The organism is Kocuria dechangensis (assembly GCF_014636775.1).
Lineage (GTDB): Bacteria > Actinomycetota > Actinomycetes > Actinomycetales > Micrococcaceae > Kocuria > Kocuria dechangensis.
In genome coordinates, this window is the sequence record NZ_BMEQ01000058.1 from 1 (window position 1) to 5,102 (window position 5,102).

A 5,102-nucleotide genomic window follows, 5' to 3' on the forward strand; every position below is an offset into this window, starting at 1 on the left:
GAGGATCGTCTCCACGCCCACCGGCTGGTTCTTGCCCCTGGACACCACACCCTGAACCTTGTGCATCACGTCTTCCTCTCTGTATCGGGCACCGGCTGTTGACGCCGACCGCGGCCCGAGGTGTTCATCTGGAGTCATTCCTGTGCGGCTGATGTCTGTGCACCGTTGCGCTGCGCGCACGGCCACCCGCACCACGCCATGACAACCCCCGTGCATCCGAGGACCTGGAGGCTTCCTCGAAGCAGGCGCTGTTCGTTCCGACCTCGTCGCCACCGGTGCGACAGGTGGCGCGGAGGGCCAGGCTGAGAGCGGCCGTCGACGTCGTCCGGCGAAACGGTGGACAAGGGGCACGCAGAAAGGCTCTGTCCTTCCTCCGGTGCGACCCGAGCCCTGATCAGGGCTTTGCGACCTGTCCTCGAGCCGGATCTGCATCGCAACGTCCACCGTTCACGCTCCGTCCTTTCCTCGACATGCGCCGAGGCCGGTCGACGGACGAGGAGTCCACCAGCTCGAGGCCGACCGTCCGTAACGGGGAGCTACGCGAATTGCGCAACATGGAGCGTATTATGCAACTAACAGCCATGGGAAAAGTCTCCGAGGGAGATTGCCCTGCTGTCAAGGGATTCATTGAAATCGGCACCTCGAGCCAGGTGGGGTCCCGTAGCCAGGGGCCGGCATCCAGGCCCGCCGGCGCGGTCTTCACGGATAGGATGACAAGCATGGTCACCCAAGCACGCCCACCGTCGCCGTCGCTCCCCGTCCCCGAGGACGAAGCGGCCACGGAGGGGGTGACGCCCGGCGGCGTCCAGTCCGTCGATCGGGCCATCACCGTCCTGGAGCTCCTGGGCCATCTGGGCAGCGCCAGCGTGGTGCGGGTGGCCCAAGAGCTCGGGGTCCACAAGTCCACCGCTTCCCGCCTGCTCAGCGCCCTGGAGGCGCGCGGCATGGTGGTCCAGAACCACGAGCGGGGCAAGTACCAGCTCGGCTTCGGCATCCTGCGCCTGGCCCACGCCATCCCCGCTCGCCTGAGCCTGGTGACGGAGGCCCACGACGAGATGCGCCGGCTCGCCGAGGAGCACCGTGAGACAGTCAATCTTGCCGTCCTGCGAGAGGGTGTGGCGGTGAACGTGGCACAGGAGATCGGCCCGACCTCCCTCGGCACCCACAACTGGATCGGCAGCCTCACCCCGCTGCACGCCACCTCCAGCGGGAAGGTCCTGCTCGCGGCCCTGCCGTCAGCAGAACGTGCCGACCTGATCAAGAAGGTCGGGCTCAAGTCCTTCACCGGGCGCACCATCACCTCTCGCCGCCAGCTCGAGCGGCAGCTCCTCGACGTCGCCGCCCAGGGCTACGCCACCGCCCTCGAGGAGCTGGAGATCGGCATCAATGCCATCGCCGTCCCGGTGCGCGACCACTTGGGCACGGTCGTCGCGGCGATCAGCGTCTCCGGCCCGGCGTTCCGCCTCACCGAGGAGACCATGCAGGCCATGCGCGATGATCTCAGAGCTGCCGGCCTGACCATCAGCCGGCGCATCGGCTTCGACCCTCAGGGCTGAGTTCCGACGGTGCACGCGACTCCGTCCCAGGGAGGATGGACGCTCCTTCTGCGCACGGCCTCTCAGAGCTGCATCTGCTGGAGGATGGTGGCGGAGATCTCCTCCACCGACATGAACGCCGAGTTGAGGTGGGGGATGGTGTTGAGGGCGTACATCTCCTCGGCGTTGCGCAGTTCCCAGGTGCACTGGGAAAGGGAGGCGTAGACCGTGCCCGGGCGTCTCTCCTGGCGGACCTGGCTCAGCCTCAGGGGCTGCGAGGTGAGCCCGAAGCACTTGTCCAGGTAGGGGGCGATGGGTCCCGGCAGCGACCGGTGCTCGAAGTCCTCGTCCACCAGGGGGAAGTTCGCGGTGCGGATGCCGTGCTGCAGAGCCAGGTACATGCTGGTCGGGGTCTTGCCGCAGCGCGAGGGGGCGATGAGGATCAGCTGCGCCCGTTCCAGGGCACGGACGGACTGGCCGTCGTCGTGCTCCATGGCGTACTCGACCGCGGTCATCCGCATCTGGTAGCGCAGGGCGTCGCCGAGACCGTGGGCCCTGCCCGGCTGTGGGTTCGCCGTGGCGTGCAGCGCGGCTTCGAGCTGGTGGATGTGGGAGCCGAAGAGGTCCACGAAGAACCCGGTACTGGCCTCAAGGATGCCGCGCAGTCCCGGGTCCACCACGGTGGAGAACACCACCGTGGCACGCCCGGTGGCAGCCACCTCGTCGATCCGGCCCGCCACCTGGTGTGCCTGGTCGGCGGTGGTGAGGAACGGGACGGTGTGGCGCTCGAAGTGCTGGTGGGGGAACTGCGTGAGCAGGGTGCTGCCCAGGGTCTCGGCGGTGATCCCGGTGCCGTCGGAGACGAAGAAGGCCACCGGGCAGGTGTCGGTCACTGGTGCACGCTCCTTCCTGGCCGGCCTCTCCGGTTCTCTGCTGGTGTGCTCATCTCGTGGCGGGGTGGCGGGACGAGGGTCCGTGCCCCGGCGCGGGGAGCGCCGGGGCACGGACCCTCAGGCGGTGGGCCGGGTGGACCGGGCCGTGGTCCGGGCCAGGGCCAGCCAGGTGTCCACGACGGCGTCGGGGTTCAGCGAGACGGAGTCGATGCCCTGCTCCAGCAGCCACTGGGCCAGGTCGGGGTGGTCGCTGGGGCCCTGCCCGCAGATCCCGACGTACTTCCCCCGTCCCCGGCAGGCGGCGATGGCCATGGCCAGCAGCTTCTTCACGGCCGGGTTGCGCTCGTCGAAGGAGGAGGCGACCAGGGCGGAGTCGCGGTCCAGGCCCAGGGTGAGCTGGGTGAGGTCGTTGGAGCCGATGGAGAACCCGTCGAAGTGCTCCAGGAACTCCTCGGCCAGCAGCGCGTTGGCCGGCAGCTCGCACATCATCACGATCTCCAGGCCGTTCTCACCCCGGCGCAGGCCGTTGGCGGCCAGCAGCTCGATGACGCCCTGCGCCTCGGCCAGGGTGCGCACGAACGGGACCATGAGCTTGATGTTGGTCAATCCCATGGCCTCGCGTACGTGCGTGACCGCTTCGCACTCGAGCTCGAAGGCCGCACGGAAGCTCGCCGACAGGTACCGGGAGGCGCCCCGGAACCCGAGCATGGGGTTCTCCTCGGCCGGCTCGTACTGGGGGCCGCCGAGCAGGTTGGCGTACTCGTTGGACTTGAAGTCCGACAGGCGGATGATCACCGGTTCGGGGGCGAAGGCCGCGGCGATCGTGGCGATGCCCTCCGCCAGGCGCTGGACGTAGAACTCGCGGGGTCCGGGGTAGGCGGCGATCCGCTCCCGGATCTGCCCGGCGAGGCCGGGATCCAGCTGCGGGTCGTCGTCCTGGAGGGCCAGCAGGGCCAGGGGGTGGATGCCGATCTGGCGGTTGATGATGAACTCCAGCCGCGCCAGGCCCACCCCGTGGTGGGGCAGCTGGGCGAAGCTGAACGCCTGCTCCGGGGTGCCCACGTTCATCATCACCTTCAGGGGTGCCTCCGGCATGGACCCCAGGGTGGTCTCCTCCACGATGTAGTCCAGCAGCCCCTGGTAGACCAGACCCGCCTCACCCTCGGCGCAGGAGACCGTCACCGGATCCCCGTCGGCCAGGACCTCGGTGGCGTCCCCGGCCCCGACCACCGCCGGGATGCCCAGCTCACGGGCGATGATCGCCGCGTGGCAGGTGCGCCCGCCACGGTCGGTGACGATCGCGGCGGCCTTCTTCATGATCGGCTCCCAGTCCGGGTCCGTCATCGACGCGACCAGCACGTCCCCGGCCTGGAAGGAGGCCATCTCCTCCACCGAGGACAGGATGCGCACCTGTCCGGCCCCGATGCGCTGGCCGATCGCCCGGCCCTCGACCAGGACCGTCCCGCTCCCGTTCAGCCGGTAGCGGGAGAGGGTCCCGCCCCCCCGGCGGGAGACCACCGTCTCCGGGCGGGCCTGCAGGATGTAGAGCTGCCCGTCGAGCCCATCCTTGCCCCACTCGATGTCCATCGGGCGTCCGTAGTGGGCCTCGATCGCCACCCCGTAGCGGGCAAGCTGCTCGACCTCGGCGTCGGTGAGACTGAACCGCCCCCGCGCCTCCTCCGGCACCGGGACGAACCCCACGGTGTGGCCGATCTCCTCCGACTGCGTGTAGGTCATCTGCAGGGCCTTGGCCCCCAACCCGCGCTTGAGCACCGCCGGCCGGTGCGCGGCCAGGGCGGGCTTGTAGACGTAGAACTCGTCCGGGTTCACCGCCCCCTGCACCACCGCCTCGCCGAGCCCGTAGGAGGAGGTGATCAACACCGCGTCCGTGAACCCGGACTCGGTGTCCATCGTGAACATCACCCCCGACGCCCCCACGTCCGAGCGCACCATCCGCTGCACCCCCACCGACAGTGCCACCTCGGCGTGGTCGAACCCGTGGTGGACCCGGTAGGCGATCGCCCGGTCGTTGTACAGGGAGGCGAAGACGTCCTTGACCGCGGCCAGCACGTTCTCCACCCCGCGCACGTTCAGGAACGTCTCCTGCTGCCCGGCGAAGGAGGCGTCCGGCAGATCCTCCGCCGTCGCACTGGAGCGCACCGCCCAGGACACCCCCGCCGGCTGGGAGCCGGCCAGCTCCTCGTAGGCGTCCCGGATCGCGGCCGCCAGCCCGGCCGGCAACGGCGCCGCCTGGATCAGGGACCGGATCTGCGCACCGGCGGCGGCCAGGGCGGTCACATCATCGGTGTCCAGCCCCTCCAGGACCTGGGTGATCCGTCTGTCCAGCCCGCCGGCGGCCAGGAACTCCCGGAAGGCGGTTGCGGTCGTGGCGAAACCGCCCGGGACCTGCACACCGGCGCTGCGCAGATTGCGGATCAGCTCCCCCAGGGAGGCGTTCTTGCCGCCCACCTGCTCGAGGTCGGACAGGTCGATGTCGGTGAACGGAAGAACATGAGCCATGAAGATTCTCTCCTTTGAGATCCGCTTGTGCGGTTTCAGTCAGTACGGGGAGCCGGTCGCCCTCGTGGAGGACGGGTCGGAAAGCTGTCAGTGGCCGCGGTCGATCCACTCCTGCAGGTGCGGGGCCTCGGCGCCGATCGTGGTGGCGTCCCCG

The 5,102-nt window shown here is 69.4% G+C and carries 3 protein-coding genes; 1 reads left to right on the forward strand and 2 read right to left on the reverse strand.

Features of this window, described 5'->3' with window-relative positions; genetic code table 11:
* Window positions 1–719 precede the first annotated feature (719 nt).
* On the forward strand, window positions 720–1,556 hold the full coding sequence (locus IEW07_RS20480; RefSeq protein ID WP_188540614.1) for an IclR family transcriptional regulator: 837 nt from the start codon (window positions 720–722) through the stop codon (window positions 1,554–1,556).
* 62 nt (window positions 1,557–1,618) lie between these two features.
* On the opposite strand, the gene IEW07_RS20485 is transcribed toward IEW07_RS20480, so the two are convergent.
* Window positions 1,619–2,428 (reverse strand): pyruvate, water dikinase regulatory protein, encoded by an 810-nt coding sequence (locus IEW07_RS20485; protein WP_188540616.1) that lies wholly within the window; start codon window positions 2,426–2,428, stop codon window positions 1,619–1,621.
* Between the two features lie 117 nt (window positions 2,429–2,545).
* The gene (gene ppsA, locus IEW07_RS20490; protein ID WP_188540618.1) at window positions 2,546–4,948 is read right to left on the reverse strand and encodes a phosphoenolpyruvate synthase; all 2,403 of its coding nucleotides are present in this window, start codon (window positions 4,946–4,948) and stop codon (window positions 2,546–2,548) included.
* Window positions 4,949–5,102: the final 154 nt, after the last annotated feature.

Coding starts and splice junctions, on each gene's coding strand:
- IEW07_RS20480 (WP_188540614.1), top strand. CDS start 720: ATGGTCACCCAAGCACGCCCACCGTCGCCGTCGCTCCCCGTCCCCGAG.
- ppsA (WP_188540618.1), bottom strand. CDS start 4,948: ATGGCTCATGTTCTTCCGTTCACCGACATCGACCTGTCCGACCTCGAG.